The sequence below is a fragment of the Salinicola rhizosphaerae genome, from assembly GCF_014652715.1.
GTDB lineage: Bacteria > Pseudomonadota > Gammaproteobacteria > Pseudomonadales > Halomonadaceae > Salinicola > Salinicola rhizosphaerae.
The window spans coordinates 233,322-258,461 of sequence record NZ_BMZI01000003.1 but is presented as its reverse complement, the minus strand read 5'-3'; the positions used below and the strand labels follow the sequence as shown (position 1 = coordinate 258,461).

Below are 25,140 nucleotides of genomic sequence, written 5' to 3'. Positions count from 1 at the left end.
ACATGAGAAGTCGTCTGTTATCCGTCATTGCCCTGGTCGGCGTGATCGTGGCTCCCGCGGCCTTTGCCGAGCCGCCTGCCGACCTGGCCGACAAGCTCAATGCGCACAGTGGACAGCCGCTGCCGATCGACTCCATCGATGACTCGCCGGTGCCCGGTCTCTACGAGGTGCGGCTGAAGGGCGGCAACACGCTCTATTCGGACGGTGACGGCAAGTACATGATCGTCGGCGATCTTTACCAGAACGCTGACGACGGCATGATCAATCTGACCGAGCAGGCCGCCAACCAGCGTCGCCAGAAACTGCTCGCGGCCGTGCCCGAAGATCAGCGTGTCGTCTATAAACCGGCGGGTGAGGTGAAGGCAAAGCTGACCGTGTTCACCGATACCACCTGCCCGTACTGTCACAAGCTGCACGCCGAAATGAGCCAGCTCAACGATATGGGCATCGAGGTTGATTATCTGGCCTTTCCCCGCATGGGCCCGAACTCCGATGCCGCGCGCCAGCTGGCTCGCGTGTGGTGCGCCGACAACCGTTCCGAAGCAATGAGTGCGGCGTTTCGCGGTGACACGGTCGATGCACCGGCGAACTGCAGCGCGCCGATCGCCAAGCAGTATCAGCTCGGCGTCGAGTCCGGTATCCAGGGGACGCCGGCGATCGTCTTGCCGAGCGGCAGGATGGTTCCCGGCTATCTGCCGGCGAAGCGCCTGGCATCGATGCTGGGTCTAGGCGACGACAGCAACGGTTGAACCGCGGCGGGCGGCGCGGAGCCCGCTTGACAAGGGGGCTCCGGCTTTCTACCGTGGCTGCCCCTCATCGCCGCGCCGGCGTCGACGTGCGCGGGCGAGGAGGAGGAATTCGCGGTAAATGACGAGGCATTTGCCTCGACATCGATGACTTGAGGGAGGGGCGACATCTTGGATCCGGTGAGAGTGGGAATCTGCGGTCTGGGCACCGTGGGCGGCGGAACGTTCGACGTGCTGACGCGCAACGCCGACGAGATCGCGCGTCGCGCCGGTCGTCCAATCGTGATCGAACAGGTCGGCGCGCGCCGCGACAATCCCGCCTGCGATACCACCGGCATCAAGGTCACGCGAGACATCTTCGAAGTGGCGAGCAACCCCGATATCGACGTCCTGGTCGAGCTGATCGGCGGTTACGATGTCGCCCGCGAACTGGTGATGACGGCGATCGAGAACGGCAAGCATGTCGTCACGGCAAACAAGGCGTTGATTGCCGTCCACGGCAACGAGATATTCCGGGCCGCACACAAGAAGGGCGTGATCGTCGCCTTCGAAGCGGCGGTTGCCGGCGGCATTCCGGTGATCAAGTCGCTGCGCGAGGGGCTTGGCGGTAACCGCATCCAGTGGCTCGCCGGCATCATCAACGGCACCGGCAACTACATCCTCACTCACATGCGGGACGAAGGGCGCGCCTTCGACGATGTGCTCGCCGAGGCGCAGGCGCTGGGCTATGCCGAGGCGGACCCGACCTTCGACGTCGAGGGCATCGACGCCGCGCATAAATTGACGATTCTGGCCTCCATCGCCTTCGGCATGCCGCTGCAGTTCGAGCATGCCTATACCGAGGGTATCGCGCGCATTACGGCCGAGGACGTGGAGCAGGCGGACAACCTCGGCTACACCATCAAGCATCTGGGTATCACCCGGCGCAGCGACAACGGTGTGGAACTGCGCGTTCACCCGACGCTGATTCCGAAGGAACGGCTGCTCGCCAATGTGCACGGTGTCAAGAACGCCATCGCCGTCATGGGCGATGCCGTCGGCCCGACGCTCTTCTACGGCGCCGGTGCCGGGGCCGAGCCAACCGCGTCTGCCGTTGTCGCCGATCTGCTCGACGTGGCGCGGAACATCGCCACCGACCATCACTATCGTGTGCCCTATCTCGCATTCAGCGGCGTCAATGACGAAGCCAACGCGCTGCCGATCCTGCCCATGGAAGAGATCGTCACGGCCTACTATCTGCGTCTTCTGGCCGTCGACCGTCCGGGCGTGCTCGCGCGCGTGGCGACGATCCTCTCCGAACAGGGGATCTCGATCGAGGCGATCATCCAGAAGGAGGCGACCGAGGGCGAACTGGTGCCGATCATCCTCATGACGCATCGCACCCGGGAACAGCACATGAACGAAGCGATTCGCCAGCTGGAATCGCTCGCCGATATCGCCGGGCCTGTGACGCGGATCCGCGTCGAGTCCCTGGACGAGCAGGAATAGCCTTTAGCGACGAGCGACGAGCGACGAGCGACGAGCGACGAGCGACGAGCGCCAGATCGGTGAAGCAGAGGTAGTCGATTCAACACGTCCGGAGCCGGCCGCGCTGGCAATGGCGACAAGGCAGCTCGCCGCTCGCGGCTCAGGCTCGCCACTCACGGAGTGAAGCATGCGTTACATCAGTACGCGCGGGCAGGCGCCGGCGCTGAGTTTCGAGGAAGTGGTGCTGACCGGCATGGCCAGCGACGGCGGGCTCTACGTTCCCGAGACGGTACCGCAGCTGTCGCGTGACGAGCTCGCGGGGATGGCTGGATTGTCGTACGCCGAGATCGCGTTTCGGGTAATGAAACCCTACGTCGGTGGCGAGATCGACGACGAGACCTTCCGAGGTCTGGTGCGCGATGCCTACGCGACGTTCAGCCACGATACGGTCGTGCCGCTCAATCAGCTCGGCGACAACCACTTCCTGCTCGAGCTGTTCCACGGCCCGACTTTGGCGTTCAAGGATGTCGCGCTGCAGTTGTTGGGACGCATTCTCGATCACTTCCTGGCCAAGCGCGACGAGCGCGCCGTGATCATGGGGGCGACCTCCGGCGATACGGGTTCCGCGGCCATCGAAGGCTGCCGTCACTGCGATCATCTCGACATCTTCATCCTGCACCCGCACAACCGGGTCTCCGAAGTGCAGCGTCGGCAGATGACCACGGTGCTGGCCGACAACGTCTTCAATATCGCCATCGAAGGTAACTTCGATGATGCCCAGGCGATGGTCAAGGCGAGCTTCGCCGATCAGGCCTTTCTCGAAGGCACACGTCTGGTGGCGGTCAACTCGATCAACTGGGCGCGGATCATGGCCCAGATCGTCTACTACGTCGCCTCGGGCGTCGCTCTCGGTGCGCCGCACCGTGAGGTGAGTTTCTGCGTGCCCTCGGCCAATTTCGGTAACCTCTTCGCCGGTTATATGGCCTATCGGATGGGGTTGCCGGTCAAGCAGTTCATCATCGCCACCAACGCCAACGACATCCTGCATCGGACGATTGCCGACAACGACTTCTCCAAGCGTGAACTGGCGGCAACGCTCGCGCCATCGATGGATATCGTGGTGTCGTCGAATTTCGAACGGCTACTGTTCGATGCCTACGATCGCGACGGCAACGCGGTACGCGAGCTGCTGGAGCGCTTCCAGCGCGAGCCGGCAGCGCTCGCCGAGGCGCCGCTTGCCAGGCTGCGCGAGAAGTTTTCGAGTTTCAGCGTCGATGATGACACCATCCTCGAGGCGATTCGCGAGGCGCATCATCGCACCAAGGAGCTACTCGATCCGCACACCGCTACCGGCTATCGTGCCGTCGAGCAGGTGCGAGCAGACCAATCGACACCGATGATCACGCTGGCGACCGCGCATCCGGCCAAGTTCGCCGAAGCGGTGGTCAAGGCGGGGTTCTCCGGCGTCCCGCTGCCGGCGCACATGGACGACCTGCTGGAGCGTGAGGAACGCTACCGCGTGCTGCCGGCGGAGCTCTCGGCGGTGCAGGCGTTCGTCGCCGAAAATCGCCGCTGAGCGTGGCGATGGACGAGACGAGCGGCAAGATCGTCAACGACCCCACGCGGCGGCGGATCCAGTCCCGCCCCCGTGACGAGACGATCTATCGCGCCGCGCTGGCGAGCGGCTCCAGCGAGCTGCAGGCGCGGATTCTGGCCGGGCGCCTTCAGGGTCACGAGGGCCCATTGGAGGCACTGACTGCGCCGGCGCTGCGTTATCTCTCCCATCCCGAGCGGCTCCGCGATTCGCGGCGCGGCGCCGAGCGCATCGCCCGCGCTGTCAATGACGGCGAGCACATCGGTATCCTGACCGACTACGATGTCGACGGCATCACCTCGCACGTCGTCATCCTGCGCTCGCTGACCGAGCTATTCGGCGTGCCCGCGTCGCGTCTCCACAGCCTGATCGGCCATCGGATCAACGATGGTTACGGCATCAGCCTGCCGCTGGTCGAGCGCACGCTGGCGTTGAAGCCACGGCCGAGCCTGGTCATCACTGCCGACTGTGGCTCGTCCGACGAGCCGCGTATCGCGCGGCTGAGAGAGGCCGGCATCGATGTCGTGGTGACCGACCATCACGCACTGCCGGTCGAGGGGCCACCGGCATCCGCCTATGCCACCATCAACCCGACGCGGTCTGATTGCGGCTATCCGGACAAGACCATTGCCGGCTGCATGGTGGCCTGGCTGATGATGTCGCTGACCCGCTCGGTCATGGTCGAGCAGGGCGTGCTCTCGACGTCGACGCCGAAACTCTCGCCGTGGCTCTCCTACGTGGCGCTGGGCACCGTGGCCGATTGCGTCTCGCTCGGCGCCAGCGCGGCCAACCGCGCCGTCGTCACGACGGGACTCAAACTGATCAATCAGATGGAGTCGGCCTGCTGGCGCGTGATGGCAGAGCGTCTCGGCGCCGACAGCGTGCCGTTCGATGCCGAGACGCTGGCTTTTCAGATGGGGCCGAGGATCAATGCCCGTTCGCGGCTGGACGACCCCTACGCGGCGCTGCACTTCATGCTTGCCGCCGATGACGCCATTGCCCGCCAGCATCTTCAGGTACTCGATGATGACAATCAGGCGCGGAAAGCGCTGGAAGCGGAGATGGTCGAGAGCGCCCGTACGCTGGCCGCGGCCCAACTCGCCGCCGACCAGCCGGCGCTGATCGTGCATCTGCCGGAAGGGCACGCCGGCGTGCAGGGCATCGTCGCCTCACGTCTGGTCCAGTCCTACGGCCGGCCGACGCTGGTACTGACACCGGCGACCGCGCCGGAGATGCTGACCGGCTCCGGCCGCTCCATCGAGGCACTGCATCTGCGCGATGCGCTGCAGCGAGCCCACGAACTGGCGCCCACGAGCCTGCCGCGATTCGGCGGGCACCGCGGCGCTGCCGGTGTCGGCGTCCCGCTTGCCGAGCTGGAAACGTTTCGGGAGGCTTTTCTACAGGCCGTTAGCGAACAGCTTGGCGAGCGCGAGCTCTACCCCGTCGTGTTGACCGACGGTGAGCTTGCAGCGCACCAGCTGACGTTGGCGACGCTGGATGAGCTGGACGCGCTGGCCCCCTACGGTCGCGAGTTCGATGCGCCGCTGTTCGAGGGTGAGTTCTTCGTCGAACAGCTTCGCGCCGTCGGCGCCGAGGGCAATCATCTGATGCTGGAGCTCTCGCGGGAGGGCGTCGTCTGTCGCGCGATCTGGTTTCGGGCGCTCAACCCCGGAGAGCGCCTGCCGATCGCCGTCGGCGACCGCGTGCGCTGCGCCTTCAAGCTCTCTCGCAACCGCTGGAAAGGGCGCGAGTCTCTACAGCTGATGGTCGAGCACGCCGAACGGCGCTGAATCGCGCGACCTCTCTTCCTGCCTCCTTCCCTTCGTCGCGCCGCCGAGACTTCTGTCGCGACCGCTTGTCGCTATAATCTGGCCTGAGCGCCACAAGCGCCGTCTGAGACTCACGGCTGCCTATCCGGCGGCACGAATAGAACAAGGATCATGCAATGGAATCGGTGCATCGCCATCGTCCGTACGAGGACGTGCTGGCTATCATTCTGGGGTCGACCTGCGCCGCGCTGGGGCTCGCGATCTATCATCACGCGGAGATTCTGATCGGCAGCACGGCGGGGATGGCGCTGCTGATCACCTATGTGACCGGGTGGAGCTTCGGACCCGTCTTCTTCGTCGTCAATCTGCCTTTCTACTGGCTCGCCTGGCGCCGTGTCGGGCACCATTTCACCTTCAAGACCTTCGCCGCCGTGGCGCTACTCTCCTGGATCTCCTGGATGCTGCCGGGTTGGCTGACCATCGGCGAGGTCAATCCGCTGTTTGCCGCCCTGGCCGGCGGCAGTCTGATCGGGCTCGGGGTGCTGTTCCTGTTTCGCCACCGCGGCAGTCTCGGCGGATTCAACATTCTCGCCGTCTACCTGCAGGACAAGTACGGCTGGCGTGCAGGTAAGGTGCAGATGGCGCTCGACGCCCTGATCATGCTGATAGCGTTTGCGGTGCTGCCGGTCACCAACGTGCTCTACTCGATCATCGGCGCCGTGGTGCTCAGTGCCATCCTCACCATCAATCATCGTCCGGGACTTTATACCGGCGTGAGTCAAAGTTGAGGAGCAAGAGCGGGGCAGTCGCGGCGCCTAGCGAGATCAAGGTTCCTCTCCGCCGGCTGCGCGGCTCAACCGCGCAGCCAGAACCACCAGACGATGAAAAGGATCACGGCAATACCGAGAGTGTTGAGCAGTAGCGTCATGCGGATGTTTCCTCAGCCTGGAATTCGGTCTTGTCGCGCCGGCCGGCATCGGGGCGGAAGAATCGCAGGCGGTTGGCGTTGCTCACCACGGTGACGGAGGAAAGCGACATCGCCAGCGCCGCGATCATCGGCGACAGCAGCATGCCCGTGAACGGATAGAGGATGCCGGCGGCGATCGGGATGCCGAGCGAATTGTAACCGAAAGCGCCCCACAGATTCTGTTTGATATTGGTGAGCGTGGCCCGGCTGATGGCGATGGCGTCGCCAACGCCGTGCAGCGAGTTGCGCATGAGCGTGATGCCGGCGCTTTCGATCGCGACATCGGTGCCTTGGCCGATGGCGAAGCCCACTTCGGCCTGCGCCAGCGCCGGGGCGTCGTTGATGCCGTCGCCGACCATACCGACGCGTTCGCCACGCGCCTGCAGTGCCTGGATGGCGGCCTGCTTGTCTCCCGGCATCAGCTCGGCGCGCACGTCGTCGATACCGGCCTCACGGGCGATGGCATCAGCGGCGGCCTGACCGTCGCCGCTCAACATGACGACCTTGAGGCCCGCATCGTGCAGCCGCTGGATCGCCTCCCGGCTGTCGTGACGCAGGGCATCGCGGACGCCGTAAAGAGCCGCGAACTGCCCATCGACGGCGAGATGAATGAGGCTTGCGGCCTGCGACTGCCACTGTATGGCTTCGCGTTCGGCGGTGGCAATATCGATCTCTTGTTCCCGCATGAGTGCAGCGTTGCCCAGCAGCGCGACACGCCCGTCAGCCAGCGTCGCGCGAACGCCACGCCCGGTCAGGCTTTCGAAATCCCGAATCTTCGACGGTGTCGTATCGTCACCGAGATAGGCAAGCAGCGCGGTTGCCAGCGGGTGCTCCGAGTCTCGTTCGAGCGCCACCGCGACCGATTTGGCGAGCGACTCGTCCTGCCAGTATCGGGCATCGGTTACCTTGGGCTTGCCCTCGGTAAGCGTGCCGGTTTTATCGACGACCAGCGTGGTCAGTCGACTCGCCGTCTGCAGGGCTTCCCCACTGCGAATCAGGATGCCGTACTCGGCGGCCTTGCCGATGCCGATCATCGTCGAAATCGGCGTGGCGAGTCCCAATGCGCAGGGGCAGGCGATGATCAATACGGTCGTGGCGGCCACCAGCATGTGGATCATCTGCGGTGCCGGGCCGACGTTGAGCCAGATCAGCGCGGTCACCACGGCGGCGATCATGACGCTCGGTACGAATATCGCCGAGACCCGGTCGGCCAGCGCCCCGATGGGCGGGCGCGACTCCTGTGCGCGCGAGACCTGATCGACGATACGCCCGAGCTGGGTATCGTCGCCGACCTGCGTCGTGCGATAGATCAGGCTGCCGCGGCCGTTGACGGTGCCGGCGCTGACGCGGTCTCCCGGGCGCTTGTGCACCGGTTCCGGCTCGCCGGTCAGCATCGACTCATCGAGGTAGCTGTCGCCGGTCTCGATCTCGCCATCGACCGGCAGGCGTTCACCGGGGCGCACGCGAATGCGGTCGCCCACTTCCACGGCCTCGATATCAACCTCGGTCTCTCTTTCCTGGTCAGCCTCTCCCCGGATCACCCTCGCCGTCGCGCTTTGCAGGTCGAGAAGGCGGGACAGCGCCTGGCTGGTGCGTCCTCGCGCACGGAGTTCCAGTGTCTGCCCCAGACCGATCAGGCCGACGATCATCAATGACGCCTCGAAGTACAGATGACGAGCGCCTTCGGGAATCGCCGACGGCAACAGCAGGACGGCCATCGAATAGAGCCAGGCGGCAGCCGAGCCCAGCGCGATCAGCGTATCCATGTTGGCCTGATGATGGCGGGCCGCTTTCCATGCGCCGTCGAAGAAACGGCGGCCGGCCGTGGCGAGAACGCCGAGTGTCGCCAGACCCAAGACCAGCCAGACGATACGCTCCGCGCCGGCGAACCGGGGCGTGTGGAAAAACATCGCCAGCATCATCGGAATGCCGAGCGAGAGGCTGACGGCAGATTCGATGGCATGGCGCCGCATCTGGCTGGCTGCGTTTTGTTGACGCTGGGCGGTGGCCTCGCGCAGATTCTCGATCGGTTGCGCGCCGTAGCCCGCCGACTTCACCGCGGCGACCAGCGCCTCGCTGGAGGCGCTGCCGCTGACCTGTGCCGTTTCACTGGCGAAGTTGACCTGAGCGCGCTGCACGCCGGGCGTTCGCGCGAGCGCTTTCTGCACGGCATTGACGCAGCCGGCGCAGGTCATGCCACTGATCGAAAACCGCTGCATGGGCGATGTGTCGCTTGAATCGGACTCGATGCCGTTGATGTCTGTCTCATCTCGGCCATGGCCCTTCGCGATCGTTTGCGCCGGTGCTTCCGAGAAATGTTGGTCGCTATTGCCTTCTGCTCCATCCGCAATCGTCGGCGTGTCCTGCGGGGGATAACCGGCGTCGGCGAGCAGCGCCTGTATGCGGGTGTCGGATAGCGTGGATGTGACGTCAAGGCGCTTCTCTGCGGGGGCCCCGCTGACCTCGGCGTCGGCGTCCTCTGCCTGGATCGCCTCGCGCATGCGCTTGACGCAGCCTTGGCAGTTCATCCCCGGCACGGTCAATGAACGCGCCGCCGCGGATCGCTTCGACACGGCTTCGTCGGCTGGATAACCCGCGTCGGCGAGCAGCGCCTGTATGCGGGTATCGGATAGCGTGGATGTGACCTCAAGGCGCTTCTCGGCGGGGGCCCCGCTGACTTCGGCGTCGGTGTCCTCTGCCTGAATCGCCTCGCGCATGCGCTTGACGCAGCCTTGGCAGTGCATGGCGTCAATGGTGTATCGGTAACGATTCATCCGGCCTCCTCGTTGCGAGAGCTGCAGCATTCACTTCGTGTGCCGGGCGTGTGCTCGATCAATTGGCAGATGCTATGACCATCTGGCGTTCCGTCCGGCAAGTGCGACCAGTCCTCGAGTGCTTCTTCCATACGATTGGCCAGCGCCTGCAATTCTCGAATCTTTTCGTGAATCTGAGGCAGGCGAGCCGCCAGCAGGTCGCGGACCAGCGGACAGGGGGAGTCTCCCTGATCGGCCTGCGCGAGAATCTCGCCGATCTCGGTCAGGCTGAAGCCCAATGTGCGGGCGCGCTGGATGAAGCGCAGGCGTTCGAGATGACGCTCGCCGTAGAGCTGGTAGCCGTTGTCGGGATCGCGCTGCGGCTGTAGCAAACCCTGCCGGGTGTAATGGCGGACGGTTTCCGGCGTAACGCCTGCCATGCGCGAGAGTTCGGTGACCTTCATGTCATGTCCTCGGCTGTCGATGACCCAAGTCTAAAACCTAGGTGTAACACAAGGGTCAAGGCGAGTCGGAAAAGGAGAAGGGGAAGCCAGGGGCTCGATCGACCAAGGTCTGGTCACCCTTGGTCTTACGACCAAAGAGTTCCCTATTGAGCGATTAAAACGACCGTTTGCGAATTGACCGCAGGTCGCCATTACGTCAAAACGGAAGGCGAGAAACCGGCTGATGGCCAAGCGGTCTGCAGCCCAAAAAATGCAGGAGTCTTCTCGGGTCGGCGTTGGTGTCAGCGATCGCGGTCGAGAGGCTCCGAGGGATCGGGAGTCACGTCATGAAGCTTCGCTATTCACGCTTGTCCGTCGCTATTGCCGCCGTTGGCGCCGCCGCATCGGGGCCGGTCTTCGCCGGTGCCTTCCAGCTTCAGGAACAGAGCGTCAGCGGTCAGGGAAACGCCTGGGCCGGGCGTTCGTCCAACGTTCAGGATGCGACGATCGTCTTCGGTAACCCGGCCGGGATGTCGTTTCTGAATCAGGCGCAGCTGACCGGCGGGGTGAACTACATCGATGCGAGCAGCGATATCCACAACGCCAGCGCCTCTCAGCCAACCGGAGCAGGCGTCGTCGGATCGCAGGGCGATAGCGATGGCGACATGATCCCTCACAAGGCGATTCCGTTCGGCTACTACGTTCAGCCGATCAATGATCGCTGGAGCTTCGGCCTGGGGGTGTACGCGCCCTTTGGCCTGATCACCGACTACAACGACGATTTTCTGGGGCGACACTTCGGCAACTATAGCGAGGTCGAGGTCATCACCGCACAGCCTACGCTGTCGTATCGCTTCAATGACCAATTCTCCGTCGGTGTCGGCATCACCTACAACACCATCAGCGGTGAGCTGGAGACCAAGACGCCCAATCCGCTCAACCCATCCTCGAGTGCCGATGGCACTGTCAATGTCGATGGCGACGACGAAGCCTGGGGTTACAACATCGGCATGATCTACCGGCCCGTCGAGTCCACCACGCTCGGCCTGACCTACCGCTCCAAGGTCGACTACACGCTCGACGGCGATGTCGATGCCTCCCAGGTATTCGGTGGCGTCAACCCCGGCACCGGCGCACCGGTCTTCATCGATGGCAAGGGCGATGCCTCGCTCGACATCACGCTGCCGGAGACGATCGACCTTTCGGTCACGCATCGCCTCACCGATCGATGGACGCTGATGGGCGGCGTGACCTACGTCCGCTGGAGTCGATTCGACGAGCTCGTGGTCGACAACGAGCTGGGGCTGCCGATCGAGGAGAAGCAGGATTACGAGGATGCCTGGCAGTACGCGATCGGGGCGTCCTACCGCGTCAACGCCGAGTGGACGCTGCGCAGTGGCCTCGCCTACGACGAGTCACCCATACGCGACAGCGTGCGTACCGTCCGCGTGCCGTCGGCGGATCGGACGCTGGTCTCGCTCGGCGCGGGCTGGACTCCGATGCCGGCAGTTACCGTCGATCTGGCGTATACCCGAATCTGGGAATCCAGCGCGCCGGTGGATCAGCAGGATGAAAACGGCAACTCCTTCAGTGCCGATTACGACAACACGCTGAATCTTTTCGGTGTGCAGGCGACCTACCGGTTCTGACGCATTCGTTGCCGGACTGGAGACAGGCGGGCCCGGTGCGCCTGTTTCGTTTCAAGTCTGGCGCCCGGCGGGGGCATTACTGCGTGTGTCGGAGTGTAACGGGCCATTTGGCGGCGATGGCCCTATTTCAGCCACCGATTGAGAGGGTTGGCGCCAAAGGCACCTATCAGGATGGTGCCGTTGTCGCAGAAACAGCGGCGACGGTTTCTTTTTGATTACATTTTTATTCATCTTGTCACGCAGGGCGCGTTGGACGGTCCATTCACCGAGGGATACTGGCTATCGACAGGTTGCGCGCTCCTGGCGCCGACTCCGATGCCAAATCTCTTCAGGAGGCCGCTGATGGCACCGTCCGTCAATTCCGATACCGACGTCAAGGCGTCCGACAGCAGCAGTACCGAATCCCCGCAGTGGCTCGATGCGCTGGTGCAGGCCATCGCTTCTGGCAAGAAATCCGAAAACGATGGCGACTCGACGACGGATGAGACGGCGGAGACGACCTCGTCCGAGGAGACCGAGGCCTCGGGCCTTAGCGCAGACGAGATTCGAGACAAGTACGATATCCCCGACTTCACCGAAAACGGCCTGACGGAAACCGAAGTCGACGAGACCAATGACGACGGTGAGAAGAAGACGGTGGGCGAAAAGGCCGCCGAAGATTTCATTCAGGGCATTCGCGACGATGTCGACAGCGGCAAGCTCGACAAGGACTCGGACGAAGCCAAACTGGTCGATCTGATCGACGCGCAGGGTGCGGTCGACAACGGCTACGATCTTTATGGTTACGTCGAGCTGATGGAGTCGGGAGGTTCGACCTACCGGCAGTCGCAGACCGACCCCACGCATCTGACCAGCGATGATGCCAAGGCGCTCATCGATGAAGATGAACTCGCCAGTCAGATTTCCGAACTGATGCAGAGCGACGATATCAGCAAGCGCTATGACGAGTCGCTGCAGGGCGCGATCGAGAGCATTCCCGACGACCAGCGGAGCGCCATCAGCGACAAGGTGAACGAAGCGCTTTTCGATAGTGACGGCAACGCCAACCTCGACTTCGAGGATTACGTCATCGCGATCAAGGAGAAAGCGGAGAAGAGCGGCGACGAAGCGCTGGGTGATCGGATTCAGACGGAAGTCGACAACTACTTTCAGGCGCTGCAGGCGCTCGACCCGGATCGCTACGCCGCGCGCAAGCAGACCTTCGATCAGAACATGATGACCCACCAGCTGGATTCTTACATGGAGAATCCAGACAGTGTCGACGATGAAAGTGCCGACGTGGCGCTACGCGACACCATCGATATCGTCCAGCACGGTATCAATGGCGCTCTTCAGGAGATGGACAAGGGCACCAAAGCCTATAACGCCTATAACAAGGTCCTCAACGATATCGAGAGCTTCAAGAAGACGCTCGATGGCTTGAGCAGCGGCGATAGCAAAAAGCTGCTGAAAGCCTTCACGTTGGCGACCAATATCAGCGAGTCGTCCGGTGCGGATCAGGCTCAGAAGGAAAAGCTGTTCCAGAACGTCATCAACGACAATCTCCAGGGGGTCTCGGAAGACACGCGAGGCTCCTTCAAGAAAGTGCTCGACTCTGCCAGTGGTTCCGGCACCCTCGGCGCCATGACCGGCACCATGAGCCTGATCAGCGGCGGCGTGCAGCTGTCCAACGGCAGCTGGGACGACATGACCGACACCGAGCGTCTGGCGGCCGTCCGAGACCTGGTCAGTGGTTTGAGCTTCGGTAACGACTTCGCCCGTTTCGGTTCCAACATCGTCGAGCAGCTCGGCGGCAAGGGCAAAGATGGCAAGGCCAAGATCAATGCGACCTCGTGGCTTGGACTGCTCGACGACAACTTCCCCGATATCTGGAAGAGCCAGGGCACGAAGAACGTCGATGCGGTTTCGAAGTCCATCAAGGATGCCGTCAACACGGCGTCGGACAACCTCGGCGACGCCGGTATTCCGCTGGATGATCTCGACGAACAGGGCAAGAAAGATTATCGCGAGATGACCCAGAGTCTCGGTGAACAGATGGGGGCTCCGACCGGTGCCGATTCGAAGGGAGAGACGGCTCGCAAGATGGGGCGCAGCTTCCTGCGCTTCATGGGGGGAGCAGGCCTGGATGTCACTGGCGGCGTGATGGATATCGTGACGGGCGTCAAGAAACTGCAAAACGCCGATACGGCTCTGGAGAAAGCCGGTGCCGGGTTGACCCTTGGGGCCGGTACTTCAGGCACGGCGATGTCGATTGCCAACACCATATCGATGTTCTCGTCCCGAGGGAGCAATCTGGCTGCCAGTATCGGCAATATCGGTACCAAGGTGATGAACGGGCTCTTCATGGGCTCGCGGATCGCCGGTCCGGTGCTCGGCATCGCCGGGGCGATCTTTGGCATCGCCGGTTCGCTGATCGCCGAGGCGATCAATCACCAGAAAATGCAGAAGCTGACCGACTCCCAGGGCGATTTCTTCAAGGATCTGGCGAGTTACGGCGTCACTCAGGACGACTGGGGAGACAAGCTCGAATTCGCCCGCTACGAGTCCTACATGTACGGCGGCCGCGATTCTCCCGACGATCAATCGATTTTCGAGTATCAGGCCGACGAGTGGGAGCATTTCCAGAATACCGACGGGGAGCGAGGCAGCTCCTTGCCCCGACTTGCCCCCAATCTGCACGTCGACGGCGACCCCGACAGCGAGAACCTCTGGGAGAAGCATCTGGATGGCACCACCGTCCGTCAGAACGGAAAGGACAGCTACTACAAGACCGACGACTGGCGGCCGTGGAGCGACACCGACACCGAAATTCTCGATCCGGCCGACGAGTCCGGCCTGCCGCGTTTCGGCGATGACAGTGACCCCGGCACCTACAGCGACTTCAAGGAAGACGTGGACCGGGTGGACGTCGGTTCGATCGAGCTGGCGGGGGACGATCGGGTCATCTTCTCGAAGGATGGCGTCAAGCAGATTATCGACTTGAACGCGGGTGACAGCCACACCGATAAAGAGACGCGTGGCAAGATCATCGACTATCTCAAGGGGCTTTATGACTTGTCTCATCCGAACGGTGAGTTCAGCCAGTCACGTGCCGACGAGATGAACGACGTCTTCGCGCAGACCGACAGCTACAATGATGTCGATGCCATTACCCAGTACATCGATGCGCCGGACCCGGCGGCCTGGGACGAGAACCCCGACGTGGTCAACATCTTCGGCGACAGCGGCGATCCGGGTAACTTCGGCGACTTCAAGGAGGATATGGACAAGGTGGATGTCGCCTCGATTCGTCTTCTCGACGGCGGGGACACCATCTATTTCAAGAAATCAGGTACCTGGTACGTGCTGACGCCGAACGCCAATAGCGAAATCAAAGGGGAGTTCGAGGATTTTACCGGGTACCTGAAGGAGCTTTATGACATCACCCACACCGATGGCGTGCTCGACAAGCGGCGAGCTGCGCAGATCGACGAGCTCTTCGGGCGTAACGACGACTATAACGATCTCGACGATCTCAAGTCGTTCTTGAACATCGCCTGACCGGTCTCGAGCCCTGTGCTGCCCGGCTCTTTTCCAGCGCCGAGCGTTGGCCCGGGCCGGGATATTAGGGCCGAGAGGCAGGGTAGGTCTATTCTTCCGGCTGGTACTTGTAGCCGACGCCGTAGACCGAGCGAATGATGTCGCGCTCGGGCCAGACGTCGGCGATCTTGCGCCGGAGTTTCTTGACGTGGCTGTCGACCGTACGCTCCGAGACGATGCGGTGATCGCGATACATGTGATCCATGAGCTGGTCACGCGAGAAGATACGCCCGGGGCTTTGCATCATCACTTTCAATAGCTGGAACTCTACGGCGGTGAGACTCAGATCCTCGCCGCCGGCGAGCGCGCGCCAGCCATCCTCGTCGAGCGTGATCCGGTCCGACTCCGGTAGCGATTCCCCGCCGCCGCTGATACCGCGGGTACGGCGCAGCACGGCTTTGACCCTGGCCACGACCTCGCGCGGGCTGAACGGCTTGCAGATGTAGTCGTCGGCACCGAGCTCAAGCCCCAGCAGGCGGTCGACCTCCTCGACACGCGCGGTCAACATGATGACCGGCAGCGCCGGATAACGTTCTCGAATCTGGCGGCACAGCGTGAGGCCATCGGTCCCTGGCAGCATGAGATCGAGCAGTATCAGCATCGGCTGATTCTCTTCCAGCCACTCCATGACGGCGTTGCCGTGATCGAGGTGGTCGGAGGTGTAACCGCTCTTGGCGAGGTAGTCGGCGATCAGACGGGCGATCTTGGGTTCGTCTTCGACGATCAGCAGCGTGTCATTCATCAAGCCGGCTCCATGACAGTTGACGAGAGGGTCGTTTCCAGCGGGAACGACAGTGTCCAGCGTAGGCCACCGAGTGGCGAGACCGAGGGCGTCAGTTCGCCTCCTTGAGCTTCGATCAAGGCGCTGGCGATCGAGAGTCCCAGTCCGCTGCCGCCGCTGCGGCGATTGCGTGAGCCTTCGACCCGATAGAGACGCTCGGTGAGCCGCGAGAGTTCCGACGCGGGAACGCCGGGTGCGGTGTCTTCCCAGATCACCTCGGCGCGCTGCTGGCGCTGCCGAAGCACCACGCGCAGCATGCCGGGGCTGTCGGTGTAGGCCATGGTGTTTGACAGCAGGTTATCCCATAGCTGACGCAGGCGTTGACTGTCGGCGCGGACCCATAGCGCCTCGCTCTCGACGGAGAGCTCGAGACCCTGGCTTTCGAGTCGCGCCCGACTGTCGTCCAGGCGCTGCGTCAACGACTCCTCGAGGTCGACGGGCACCAGATGCATGTCCAGCGCATCGGCATCGCTCTGGGCCAGCAGACGCAGATCCTCTACCAGATGCCCGAGCTGGCCGACCTCCTGCTGCAGCGACCCTAGATTGTCGACCGTCAGCGGGCGCACGCCGTCCTGCATCGCTTCGATCTCACCGCGCAGCACCGCCAGCGGCGTGCGTAACTCGTGGGCGATATCGGCGACCCATCGCTGGCGCGCGCGCCGGTTGGCCTCCAGTGTCTCGGCGAGCTGATTGAAATCCGCCGACAGGCGCGAAAGCTCGTCGCGGCCTCGTTCGGAGAGACGTACGCTGTAGTCGCCGAGCGTCAACCGCCGGGTGGCGAGCGTCATGCTGCGAGCGCGGCGACCCAGCCACCAGGCGAGCCCGCCGGCGAGCAGCAGCGAGGCCAGAAATAGAGAACCGACGATGATCACCAGGTTGCGCTGCTGGCGGTCGAGAAAGATCTGATCCATCCGCGCCATCAGCCGCTCGGGCGGCAGGTAGCCGAGCTGACCCACGATCTTGTCGCCGCTGCGGATGGGGACGAAGTGAGGCTCCGGTGGCGGCGGCATGTCCGGATCCTGGGGCGGTGGCTTGAGCAGTGGCTCGCCGATGACCGGATTGCTCAGCTCGTCGAGTAACACATAGCCGTGGGCGTCGCTCAGCTCACGGTCGATGCCGCTTGGAGGGTGGCGTTCACTGGACCAAAGCTGACTGCGCACCAGGCTCTGCCAGGCGCGGGGATTGTCGCGCAGCCATTTCCAGCTGCCGCGCTGCGACCACTGCTCGCCCAGCGCGTTGGCCAGCGTCTCGGCACGGGTCGCCTGGCTGCGCTCCAGGTAATTGACGAAGCCCTGGTCAAGACTGCGCGAGATGAAGACGAAGACCAGGCCGCTGATCAGCACGTTAGTGATCAGGATGATCGCGAAGAGCTTCAGGCTCAGTCGCGACAGTCTTGGCCAGTCGCGTCGGTTACTGAGGGACAGTGGCATCAGGTCGGGCTTTTTCACCGGTCGAGAGATCTCCTGAGTGTGGCTCGCTGACGGTCATGAACGAGGCAGGCAATCGGTAAAAAGTGTGAAGATTGCCGAATCAGCCGCCGAGCCAGTCGGCGGCGACCCGCTCATGTGGCTGGGCGGCGGCATCGAACGTTGCCCAGAGGTCGGCGAAGCTGCGGCCGTTCGTCGGGTGACAGTGGTCCGGAAACAGCAGCGACAGCGGATGCAGGACGAAGGCGTAGTGCAGGATATCCTCACGCGGCAGGTTAACGTCGCCGAAGCGGCCGACCGCGTCGCCCCACAGCAGCAGGTCGATATCGAGCGTGCGCGCGACAAGCTTGGCCGGTCCGCTCGGTCGGCCATTGGCGCGTTCGATCGTCTTGCACTCGGCCTCGAGTGCCTGCGGTGAGAGGGGCGTTTCGAAGGCCACCACGAGGTTGTAGAAGTGGCGCGCGTCGTCGAATCCGACCGGGGCGCTTTCGACCACCGGCGAAATGGCTAGCGGCTGCGGAGCCGCGAGCGTCTCGAGCGCCGCCAGCGCCTGGCGCAGATGATGCTCGCGCGCGATGTTGCTGCCTAGGCCGAGTACCGCCAATGGCATCAGTTGGCCTCGCGCTCGATACGCACGCCCACCGCACGCGCGTTGGCAACCGCGCCTGGCTTGCGCACGCCAAGGCGTAGTCGGCGAATGCCGAACTCGGCGATCAATAGGGCGGCGACACGCTCGGCAAAGGTCTCGACGAGGCCGTGAGCGTTGTCCTCGGCGTAGCGGGTCAGGCGCTCGCAGATGGCGGCATAGTCGAGTGTATGACGCAGATCGTCATCCTGGGCGGCGGCCCGAATGTCGGTCTCCAGTTCCAGATCGAGTTCAAGCCGCTGGCGCACGAGCCGCTCCCAGTCGTAGACACCGATCACCGTCTCCACGGCCAAGGCTTCGATCACTACCAGATCCACTGCTACCTGATCCACGCGGGAGTCCTCTTGTGTAAGCGCGAGCGGACAAACGTTGTCCGGCAGGGCCGCTGAGTGGCCCCAAACCCATGGTGGCGTCGATTGTACGTCATGGCAGTGGCAGAATCAGGAGGCGTCGCCGGTGAGCGCATCGCTCATCGCCGCGGTGATCGGAAGACGGTCGTTATCCACCATGATCTGCTGAACGAGGGAGAAACGTTTGCCACCGGGGCTCGCCACCGCCTTGTTGATGTCGGGCGGCTATCTCAGCGGTTCGTTGCTGGGCGCGATCTGGATCTGTCGCGCCTGGGGCCTGGGCGATCCGCGGTTTGCCGGGTCGGGCAATCCCGGCTTCTCCAACGTGTTGCGGGCTTTCGGGTGGCGGCCGGCGCTGGTCACGCTGCTTGTCGATGCCGCCAAGGGCATGCCGGTCCTCTGGGCCGCGAGTGCGCTGTCGCTGTCAGTATGGGCTCAGGGGCTGGTCGGGCTGAGCGTGCTGGTCGGGCACAGCTGCCCCGTCTGGCATCGCGGCCGGGGTGGCAAGGCGGTGGCCAGCGCCTTCGGTGTACTGCTGATGCTGGCGACGCCGGTGGCGTTGATCTGTGCGCTGTGCTGGTTCCTGCTCGCCTGGCGGGTACGCACGGCGGCGGTCGCCTCGCTCGCTTCGGCGCTGATGGCGCCGCTGCTCAGCTACTGGCTGAGCCCGGCGATGACCGGCGTGATCTGTGGCTTTTCGCTACTGGTACTGGTGCGTCACGCCTGGAACATTCGGCGCTGGCGAGAGCGCAAGCGAGATCGGTCGCTCTCGACGCTGGCGGACCCGCTCGGCGAGGAAGATGCGCTGACGCAGCGTGGCGATCCGGGGGGAGGGTCCGTCAACCCGGATGGTCAGGCCGTCAGGCGACAGGAGGAGTGAGTTCGCTCAACGGCCAGCGCGGGCGTGGCTGCAGCGTATCGGTGCGCTGCCCGAGCGCGAGGCGTCGGGCACCGGCGTAGGCGATCATGGCGCCATTGTCGGTGCAGAAACGCCCGCGCGGGTAGAACGCTTGCGCGCCAAGCTTCGACAGTGCGGTATCCAGCGCTGCCCGCAGCCGGCGATTGGCGCTGACGCCGCCGGCGACCACGAGCCGCTGACGACCGCTGGCCTGCAGTGCCCGACGGCACTTGATCACCAGCGTGTCGACGACAGCATCTTCGAAGGCGCGGGCGACATCGCAGCGGCTCTGCTCGTCGAGCGCGCCGTCTCTCTCCAGGGTTCGCAGCGTGGTCAGCGTGTGGGTCTTCAGGCCGGAAAAGCTGAAATCGACGCCGGGGCGATCGGTCATCGGCCGGGGAAACCGGAAACGTGCGGTGTCGCCGCGCTCGGCCAGCGCGGCGACCTGCGGGCCACCCGGGTAGGGGAGGTCGAGCATCTTGGCGACCTTGTCGAAGGCTTCGCCCGCTGCGTCGTCGACCGACTCGCCAAGCAGGCGGTACTCGCCGAGGCCGGCCACATCGACGAGTTGGGTATGGCCGCCGGAGACCAGCAGCGCGACGAACGGGAACTCGGGCACCTCGTCTTCGAGCATCGGCGCGAGCAGATGGCCTTCCATGTGGTGGACACCGAGCACCGAAATGCCGAGCGCGCGCGCCATGCCATGCGCAGTGCAGGCACCGACCATGAGTGCGCCGACCAGGCCTGGACCCGCCGTGTAGGCAATCGCATCGAGATCGGACTTGACCATGCCGGCTTCCGCCAGGACCTCATCGATCAGCGGGAGCAGCTTGCGGGTGTGATCCCGCGAGGCGAGCTCCGGCACCACGCCGCCGAATTCGGCGTGCAGCGCGACTTGGCTATAGAGCGCATCGGCCAGCAGGCCGTGCTCGGTGTCGTAGAGGGCGACGCCGGTCTCGTCGCAGGAGGTTTCGATGCCCAGCACGCGCATGGTCAAGGGTCCGCCGTTCGGTGAAACACTGTAAAGGGTGAAGCGATATGAAGGGGCGTCATTCTACGCCGACGGTATCGGCTTTGCATGGCTCGCCCGATTACGACCCTCCGCGCTGGGCGAAAAGCCGTTTGCAAAGGGTTCACTCGAGGAATAGAATGCCCTGCTCTGCAGGACTGGGTCGTGCGTCTTTAACTGTTTGGGCGTGCGTTCAAACCGAACTCAATTCCCAAGGTAGGTGAGTGCTTAATGCCTTCTGTCAAAGTACGTGATAACGAGCCGTTCGACGTCGCGCTGCGTCGCTTCAAGCGTGGCTGCGAAAAAGCCGGCATTCTTTCCGAAGTTCGCCGTCGTGAAACTTACGAAAAGCCCACTGCGGTTCGCAAGCGTAAAGCTGCGGCTGCCGTTAAGCGTCACGCCAAGAAGCTTCAGCGTGAGCGTAAGCGTTTCGAACGCTTGTATTGATCCGTACTGGGGGTGACTTCGGTCACGCCAGAGGGATAGTCAAACGGCCGCCGTTCGGGTGGCCGTTTGTTTTTGTCCCTGATCCATACGGTCTGACCTATCCTTGAGGGTATCGTCCCTTCGCCGCGGCAGTGATCGACACCGGTAGCGGGTCTCGCAGGCTTTTCCGCCGGCGCCTTCGACCGGAACATTCGCGGTCACCGGGCAGGACCGTTGCCTTCTCCGTCGACTCAAGGTCGGTTTCCGAGAGCTTCCTGACGCCATGGCCGGACAGATTTCACAGCGCTTCATCGATGACCTGCTGGCACGCACCGACATCGTCGATGTGGTCTCCGAGCGGGTGCAACTGAAGAAGAGCGGTCGTAATCACACCGGACTCTGCCCCTTTCATCAGGAAAACTCGCCGTCATTCACCGTCAGTCACGACAAGCAGTTCTATCACTGCTTTGGCTGCGGTGCCCACGGCAACGCGCTGCGCTTTCTGATGGAGTACGACAACCTGCGCTTCCCGGAAGCGGTCGAACAGCTGGCTTCTCGTGCCGGCATGCAGGTCGAACGCGAGGGGGGGGATGACCCCGGCGCGAAGCAGCGACAGCAGAAGCGTGAACAAGGCGTCAATCTGCTCGAGCTGGCGTCGGGTTTCTTTCGTGAGCGGCTGGCGCTGGGTCAGGGCAGCGCGGCACGCGACTATCTCGAGCGGCGCGGGCTGAGCGCGGAGATCATCAAGGCGTTCGGCATCGGCTACGCCGAAGATGATTGGGAGGCGCTGAAACGCCATCTTTCGGGGCAGGGCATCAGCGAAGCGGTGCAGGTCGAGTACGGTCTGCTGGTGCATCGAGAGGAGACCGGGCGAACCTACGATCGCTTTCGCGATCGCGTGATGTTTCCGATTCGCGACTGGAAGGGGCGCACGATCGCCTTCGGCGGTCGGGTGCTGGGCGACGCCAAGCCCAAGTACCTCAACTCCCCGGAGACACCGGTCTTCCACAAGGGGCGCGAGCTTTACGGGCTGTTCGAAGCGCGCCAGGCCAACCGCCAGCTCTCTCGGCTGCTGATCGTCGAAGGCTATATGGATGTGGTCGCGCTGGCGCAGTTCGGTATTCGCAATGCCTGCGCGACGCTGGGCACCGCCTTGACCAGCGATCATCTGCAGCGACTTTTTCGCCTGGTCGACGAAGTGGTGTTCTGCTTCGATGGCGACAACGCCGGTCGCCAGGCGGCACGTCGCTCGCTGGCGACATCGCTGCCGTCGATGATCGATGGCCGCCAGGTTCGGTTCCTGTTTCTGCCCGAGGGCGACGATCCCGATACGCTGATTCGCCGCGAGGGACCGGAGGCGTTCGAAAACCGCGTGACCTGTGCCAATCCGCTGTCGGAGTTTCTGTTCGAGCAGGCTGCCGAAGGGCGTGATCTCAAGCAGGTCGAGGGTCGCGAGCGCTTCGTGACCGCCGTGCTCGACGCGCTCAAGCAGCTGCCGGCCGGCGTACTCAAATCGCTGCTGCTGAAAGAGCTTTCGGTGCGTAGCGGCATCGATCAGTCGCAGTTCAGCGACTGGCTGTCGAACCACTCGGCGCCGTCGCAACCGTCCTCGTCCGATGGCGAGGGTTTCGAGGCGCTGATGCCGGCCGACGATGCCGAGCGGGGGGTGGACTCCTTCTCGGGCCTTGCGTCCGATATCGGTGGTGAGGAACGCGACAATCGTGGCAGCAATCGTGCAACACGCCACGGCGCGCCAGCATCTCGCTCAGGAGCTGCTACGCTTTCTCTCAGTCTGCCGGCGCGAATCTTGCATCTATTGATGCACGAGCCGGGTCTGGTCAGTGAGCTGCCCGAATCGCTCGACTGGTGCCCCAAGGCGATGCCTGACGGCAGACTATGCCGCGATGTGGTGCAACTGCTGCGCGCCGGACGCTACCGGAGTCCACAGGTTCTGCTGGCGCATTTTCATGGTTCACCGGACGGCGAGCGCCTGGATCAGCTGGCACGACGGGAGCTGGCGATACCGCGGGACGTTCGCGGCAGCGAGCTGCGCGATTGGGTGCGACACCTCGAGCGCGAAAGCGAACGACTCACGCCAGCCGAGGAGTACCGCCAGCTGCTGGAAAAAAGCCGGCAGCCGGGAGCGCTGAGCAGCGAGGAAAAGCAGCGGTTACGCGAATTGATTGGCACCCTGGCGGCGGGTTCTTGAATGGCGATCAGGCGCGTGGGTAATGATTAAGGCAGGGCTTTTATCTAGGCAGGGCTTCGACGCAGGGAAGCAGGAAGCACAAGGGCGAATCGCGAGCGCCGAAAGGTTGAAAAGCCGGCGATCGCCACAAGATTGGTAACCAAAAGGTAGCCGAACACACTAGCACACCTGGTAGGCAAGGCAAACAGAGGCTGGCAGCAAAAAGCGATGGCGCGCTATAATAGCGGGCTTTTGGGGCATCGCGCTGTCACTCCAGGTGCTTCATTCTCTTCGTCGAGTAGGGTTTCTATGGCTGGAAATACACAGCAGTCACGTTTGAAGGAGCTGATCGCTCGCGGCAAGGAGCAGGGCTTCCTGACCTATGCCGAGGTCAACGATCACCTCCCGGAAGATATCGCTGATCCCGATCAGGTGGAAGACATCATCTCCATGATCAACGACATGGGGATCAACGTCGTCGAGGAAGCGCCTGACGAAGACACCTTGATGATGTCCGACAACTCCACCGATGAATCTGCGGCGGAAGAAGCCGTTGCAGCGTTGGCGGCTGTCGAGAGCGATGTCGGACGGACGACCGATCCCGTGCGCATGTACATGCGCGAGATGGGAACGGTGGAGCTGCTGACCCGCGAAGGCGAGATTCTCATCGCCAAGCGCATCGAGGAAGGGCTGCGCGAGGTGATGTCGTCGCTGGCCTATCTGCCGGGCGCTGTCGACTCCATCCTGGACTTCTACGATCAGACGCAGGACGAAGAAGCACCGGGCCGGCTTTCCGACCTGTTCTCGGGATTCATCGATCCGGACGAGGGGATTCCCGGCGTCGCGGAAGTCGAGATGCCCGAAGAAGAGGAAGCCGACGTCAACGCCGACGATGACGAAGACGACGAAGACAGCGACGACGAGGACGAGGACGACAACTCCAGCGAAGGCGGCCCGGACCCGGAAGAGGCGCGCGTGCGCTTCGAGCAGATCCGCGAGCAGAACGAGATCGCCAAGGCGGCCGTAGCCAAGCACGGTTTCGGTTCGAAGGAAGCCGGCAGCGAGCAGGCGCGACTGGCCGAGCTGTTCTCGCCGATCAAGCTCTCGCCGAAGCACTTCGAGCGTCTTGTCGGCCAGGTTCGCATCAGCGTCGAGCAGGTTCGCGAGCAGGAAAAGGCGATCATGCAGGTGTTCGTCAAGCAGGGCAAAGTCCCGCGCAAGACGTTCATCAATGCCTTCCTGGGCAACGAGGCGACCGAGGGCTGGTTCGATCAATTCGTGGCCGAGCAGAGCAAGTTCGCCGATCGACTGTCGCCCTTCCGGGGTGATGTGCAGCGCGCCCAGCGCAAGATCGGCTTCGAAGAAGAGATGGTCCAGCTCAAGGTGGGTCAGCTCAAGGAAGTCAATCGTCGGCTCTCCATCGGCGAGGCCAAGGCGCGTCGCGCCAAGAAAGAAATGGTCGAGGCCAACCTGCGTCTGGTCATCTCGATTGCCAAGAAGTACACCAACCGCGGCTTGCAGTTCCTGGACCTGATCCAGGAGGGCAACATCGGCCTGATGAAGGCGGTCGACAAGTTCGAGTATCGTCGCGGCTACAAGTTTTCGACCTACGCTACCTGGTGGATTCGCCAGGCGATCACACGCTCGATCGCCGACCAGGCCCGCACCATTCGTATTCCGGTGCACATGATCGAGACGATCAACAAGCTCAACCGCGTCTCCCGTCAGATGCTGCAGGAGATGGGCCGCGAGCCGACGCCGGAAGAGCTGGGCGAGCGCCTCGAGATGCCGGAAGACAAGGTGCGCAAGGTGCTGAAGATCGCCAAGGAGCCGATCTCCATGGAGACTCCGATCGGCGACGACGAGGATTCGCACCTTGGCGACTTCATCGAGGACAGCACCATGGTGCTGCCGATCGACTCTGCCACCGGCGAAGGCCTGATCGAAGCGACCCGCAACGTGCTTGGCGGGCTGACCGCTCGCGAAGCCAAGGTGCTGCGCATGCGTTTCGGTATCGACATGAATACCGACCACACGCTGGAGGAAGTCGGCAAGCAGTTCGACGTCACCCGCGAGCGTATTCGTCAGATCGAAGCCAAGGCGCTGCGCAAGCTGCGCCATCCGTCGCGCTCCGAGCCGCTGCGCTCGTTTCTCGACGAGTAAGCGCGAAGCCCTACTAGCGTGAAGCCTTAGCTCGGGCATGCGGGCATGAACGACGAGCCCCGCCGACCGAGAGGTTGGCGGGGCTTTGTTTTATCGCGGGTAATAAACCGTGGTGACGCGATAAGCGGAGTTGAGAACCTCACTGTCGAGCCTCTTCAATGGCTCAGCGCCGTCCTGACGAGGGGGCTTAACGCTCGCCCCCTCGTCGCTCCCCCTCTATGGCGGCACAAGCCCGCTTTTACCTTCCGGCTCATGTGCTCGCTCGGGTCGGCGCGTAACGGACAT

General features: G+C 63.3%; 17 protein-coding genes and 1 pseudogene. 11 read left to right on the top strand and 7 right to left on the bottom strand.

The annotated features are described in order from the left end of the window. Positions 1–2 precede the first annotated feature (2 nt). The 5 genes from IE125_RS07370 (at position 3) to IE125_RS07350 (ending at position 6,364) form a co-directional block, all read left to right on the top strand. Positions 3–749: a DsbC family protein gene (locus tag IE125_RS07370; protein ID WP_189444007.1), complete on the top strand. Its 747-nt coding sequence runs from the start codon at positions 3–5 to the stop codon at positions 747–749. Between the two features lie 168 nt (positions 750–917). Further along, the gene (locus IE125_RS07365) at positions 918–2,234 is read left to right on the top strand and encodes a homoserine dehydrogenase (protein WP_189444006.1); all 1,317 of its coding nucleotides are present in this window, start codon (positions 918–920) and stop codon (positions 2,232–2,234) included. Positions 2,235–2,400: 166 nt separating this feature from the next. Further along, complete coding sequence (gene thrC, locus IE125_RS07360; protein ID WP_189444005.1) at positions 2,401–3,789, top strand: threonine synthase; 1,389 nt, start codon at positions 2,401–2,403, stop codon at positions 3,787–3,789. An 8-nt stretch (positions 3,790–3,797) separates the two neighbouring features. Beyond that, on the top strand, positions 3,798–5,597 hold the full coding sequence (gene recJ / locus IE125_RS07355) for a single-stranded-DNA-specific exonuclease RecJ (RefSeq protein ID WP_189444004.1): 1,800 nt from the start codon (positions 3,798–3,800) through the stop codon (positions 5,595–5,597). A gap of 155 nt (positions 5,598–5,752) precedes the next feature. After that, positions 5,753–6,364 (top strand): YitT family protein, encoded by a 612-nt coding sequence (locus IE125_RS07350; RefSeq protein WP_189444003.1) that lies wholly within the window; start codon positions 5,753–5,755, stop codon positions 6,362–6,364. A gap of 136 nt (positions 6,365–6,500) precedes the next feature. Here the strand turns inward: IE125_RS07350 and IE125_RS07345 are convergent, their stop codons facing one another. Both IE125_RS07345 and IE125_RS07340 read right to left on the bottom strand, forming a co-directional pair. Next, entirely contained in the window at positions 6,501–9,317 is a 2,817-nt protein-coding gene (locus IE125_RS07345; RefSeq protein WP_229808975.1) for a heavy metal translocating P-type ATPase, read from the bottom strand. Continuing rightward, the gene (locus tag IE125_RS07340; RefSeq protein ID WP_189444002.1) at positions 9,314–9,760 is read right to left on the bottom strand and encodes a MerR family transcriptional regulator; all 447 of its coding nucleotides are present in this window, start codon (positions 9,758–9,760) and stop codon (positions 9,314–9,316) included. Before IE125_RS07340 ends, IE125_RS07345 begins: the two co-directional genes overlap by 4 nt. Before the next feature lie 326 nt (positions 9,761–10,086). Between IE125_RS07340 and IE125_RS07335 the strand changes: the two genes are divergently transcribed. Together IE125_RS07335 and IE125_RS07330 are read left to right on the top strand one after the other, a co-directional pair. Next, positions 10,087–11,388 carry an OmpP1/FadL family transporter gene (locus IE125_RS07335; RefSeq protein WP_189444001.1) on the top strand — a complete coding sequence of 434 codons (1,302 nt, stop codon included), beginning with the start codon at positions 10,087–10,089 and terminating at the stop codon, positions 11,386–11,388. A gap of 342 nt (positions 11,389–11,730) precedes the next feature. Continuing rightward, positions 11,731–14,928, top strand: a complete 3,198-nt coding sequence (locus IE125_RS07330; protein ID WP_189444000.1) for a phage tail family protein — start codon at positions 11,731–11,733, stop codon at positions 14,926–14,928. 88 nt (positions 14,929–15,016) lie between these two features. Here the strand turns inward: IE125_RS07330 and IE125_RS07325 are convergent, their stop codons facing one another. From IE125_RS07325 to folB, 4 genes are all read right to left on the bottom strand, one after another. Next, positions 15,017–15,709 (bottom strand): response regulator, encoded by a 693-nt coding sequence (locus tag IE125_RS07325; protein WP_189443999.1) that lies wholly within the window; start codon positions 15,707–15,709, stop codon positions 15,017–15,019. Continuing rightward, the gene (locus IE125_RS07320) at positions 15,709–17,178 is read right to left on the bottom strand and encodes an ATP-binding protein (protein ID WP_189444274.1); all 1,470 of its coding nucleotides are present in this window, start codon (positions 17,176–17,178) and stop codon (positions 15,709–15,711) included. Before IE125_RS07320 ends, IE125_RS07325 begins: the two co-directional genes overlap by 1 nt. Before the next feature lie 100 nt (positions 17,179–17,278). Further along, positions 17,279–17,785 carry a 2-amino-4-hydroxy-6-hydroxymethyldihydropteridine diphosphokinase gene (gene folK, locus IE125_RS07315; protein ID WP_189443998.1) on the bottom strand — a complete coding sequence of 169 codons (507 nt, stop codon included), beginning with the start codon at positions 17,783–17,785 and terminating at the stop codon, positions 17,279–17,281. Next, positions 17,785–18,138 (bottom strand): dihydroneopterin aldolase, encoded by a 354-nt coding sequence (folB, locus tag IE125_RS07310; protein ID WP_189444273.1) that lies wholly within the window; start codon positions 18,136–18,138, stop codon positions 17,785–17,787. The genes folK and folB overlap by 1 nt, the downstream gene beginning before the upstream one ends. A gap of 247 nt (positions 18,139–18,385) precedes the next feature. Between folB and IE125_RS07305 the strand changes: the two are divergent. Further along, positions 18,386–18,910 (top strand): annotated as a pseudogene (locus IE125_RS07305) (glycerol-3-phosphate acyltransferase); the annotation flags it as partial. A 121-nt stretch (positions 18,911–19,031) separates the two neighbouring features. Here IE125_RS07305 and tsaD read toward each other — a convergent pair. Next, positions 19,032–20,060, bottom strand: a complete 1,029-nt coding sequence (gene tsaD / locus IE125_RS07300) for a tRNA (adenosine(37)-N6)-threonylcarbamoyltransferase complex transferase subunit TsaD (protein ID WP_189443997.1) — start codon at positions 20,058–20,060, stop codon at positions 19,032–19,034. A gap of 249 nt (positions 20,061–20,309) precedes the next feature. Between tsaD and rpsU the strand changes: the two genes are divergently transcribed. From rpsU to rpoD, 3 genes are all read left to right on the top strand, one after another. Beyond that, the gene (gene rpsU, locus IE125_RS07295; protein WP_189443996.1) at positions 20,310–20,525 is read left to right on the top strand and encodes a 30S ribosomal protein S21; all 216 of its coding nucleotides are present in this window, start codon (positions 20,310–20,312) and stop codon (positions 20,523–20,525) included. 262 nt (positions 20,526–20,787) lie between these two features. Beyond that, a complete protein-coding gene (gene dnaG, locus IE125_RS07290; RefSeq protein ID WP_189443995.1) occupies positions 20,788–22,713 on the top strand; it encodes a DNA primase in 1,926 nt (641 codons plus the stop codon). A 288-nt stretch (positions 22,714–23,001) separates the two neighbouring features. After that, the gene (gene rpoD / locus IE125_RS07285; RefSeq protein ID WP_189443994.1) at positions 23,002–24,855 is read left to right on the top strand and encodes an RNA polymerase sigma factor RpoD; all 1,854 of its coding nucleotides are present in this window, start codon (positions 23,002–23,004) and stop codon (positions 24,853–24,855) included. Positions 24,856–25,140: the final 285 nt, after the last annotated feature.

Excerpts from the sequence above, each read along its gene's own strand:
- IE125_RS07370 (WP_189444007.1), top strand. The coding sequence starts at position 3 with ATGAGAAGTCGTCTGTTATCCGTCATTGCCCTGGTCGGCGTGATCGTG.
- thrC (WP_189444005.1), top strand. The coding sequence starts at position 2,401 with ATGCGTTACATCAGTACGCGCGGGCAGGCGCCGGCGCTGAGTTTCGAG.
- recJ (WP_189444004.1), top strand. The coding sequence starts at position 3,798 with ATGGACGAGACGAGCGGCAAGATCGTCAACGACCCCACGCGGCGGCGG.
- IE125_RS07350 (WP_189444003.1), top strand. The coding sequence starts at position 5,753 with ATGGAATCGGTGCATCGCCATCGTCCGTACGAGGACGTGCTGGCTATC.
- IE125_RS07345 (WP_229808975.1), bottom strand. The coding sequence starts at position 9,317 with ATGAATCGTTACCGATACACCATTGACGCCATGCACTGCCAAGGCTGC.
- IE125_RS07340 (WP_189444002.1), bottom strand. The coding sequence starts at position 9,760 with ATGAAGGTCACCGAACTCTCGCGCATGGCAGGCGTTACGCCGGAAACC.
- IE125_RS07335 (WP_189444001.1), top strand. The coding sequence starts at position 10,087 with ATGAAGCTTCGCTATTCACGCTTGTCCGTCGCTATTGCCGCCGTTGGC.
- IE125_RS07330 (WP_189444000.1), top strand. The coding sequence starts at position 11,731 with ATGGCACCGTCCGTCAATTCCGATACCGACGTCAAGGCGTCCGACAGC.
- IE125_RS07325 (WP_189443999.1), bottom strand. The coding sequence starts at position 15,709 with ATGAATGACACGCTGCTGATCGTCGAAGACGAACCCAAGATCGCCCGT.
- IE125_RS07320 (WP_189444274.1), bottom strand. The coding sequence starts at position 17,178 with ATGCCACTGTCCCTCAGTAACCGACGCGACTGGCCAAGACTGTCGCGA.
- folK (WP_189443998.1), bottom strand. The coding sequence starts at position 17,785 with ATGCCATTGGCGGTACTCGGCCTAGGCAGCAACATCGCGCGCGAGCAT.
- tsaD (WP_189443997.1), bottom strand. The coding sequence starts at position 20,060 with ATGCGCGTGCTGGGCATCGAAACCTCCTGCGACGAGACCGGCGTCGCC.
- rpsU (WP_189443996.1), top strand. The coding sequence starts at position 20,310 with ATGCCTTCTGTCAAAGTACGTGATAACGAGCCGTTCGACGTCGCGCTG.
- dnaG (WP_189443995.1), top strand. The coding sequence starts at position 20,788 with ATGGCCGGACAGATTTCACAGCGCTTCATCGATGACCTGCTGGCACGC.
- rpoD (WP_189443994.1), top strand. The coding sequence starts at position 23,002 with ATGGCTGGAAATACACAGCAGTCACGTTTGAAGGAGCTGATCGCTCGC.